Origin of the sequence: Limnohabitans sp. 2KL-51 (assembly GCF_003063645.1) — a bacterium.
Lineage (GTDB): Bacteria > Pseudomonadota > Gammaproteobacteria > Burkholderiales > Burkholderiaceae_C > Limnohabitans_A.
On sequence record NZ_NESJ01000076.1, the window covers coordinates 1 to 510 of the forward strand.

At 64.7% G+C, this 510-nt stretch carries 1 protein-coding gene; it reads left to right on the top strand.

The genetic code is table 11. The features are described 5' to 3' along the window. The coding region (locus tag B9Z49_RS21455) for an autotransporter-associated beta strand repeat-containing protein (protein ID WP_199225149.1) at window positions 1-510 on the top strand (510 nt) is incomplete at both ends.

Below are 510 nucleotides of genomic sequence, written 5' to 3' on the forward strand. Positions count from 1 at the left end.
GCGCCAAGTTGGCCTTGACCAAATCGGGTTTGGGCAGTTTGACGCTGTCTGGAGCGAACACCTACACGGGCACCACCACGGTGAGTGCGGGCACCTTGGTGTTGGCTGGCGGCAGCGCCATTGCCGACACGGGCGCGGTGAATCTGAGCACCTCAGGGGCGAACTTGACGCTCAGCGGCAACGAAACCGTGGGCTCGCTCGCAGGGGTGACAGGCACCACGGTGAGCTTGGGCAGCAACACACTGACCACGGGCGATACGAGCAGCACAGAGTATGCCGGTGTGGTCAGTGGCACAGGCGGTTTGACCAAACAAGGCGGCGGCACTTTCACTTTGAGCGGTGCCAACGATTACACGGGCACCACCACGGTGAGTGCAGGCACACTGGCCTTGTCGGGCGGCAGCGCCGTGGCCGACACCAGCGCAGTGATCTTGAGCACGGCGGGCGCGAATTTGACGCTCAACGCCAACGAAGCCGTGGGCTCGCTCGCCGGGGTGGCAGGCACCACGG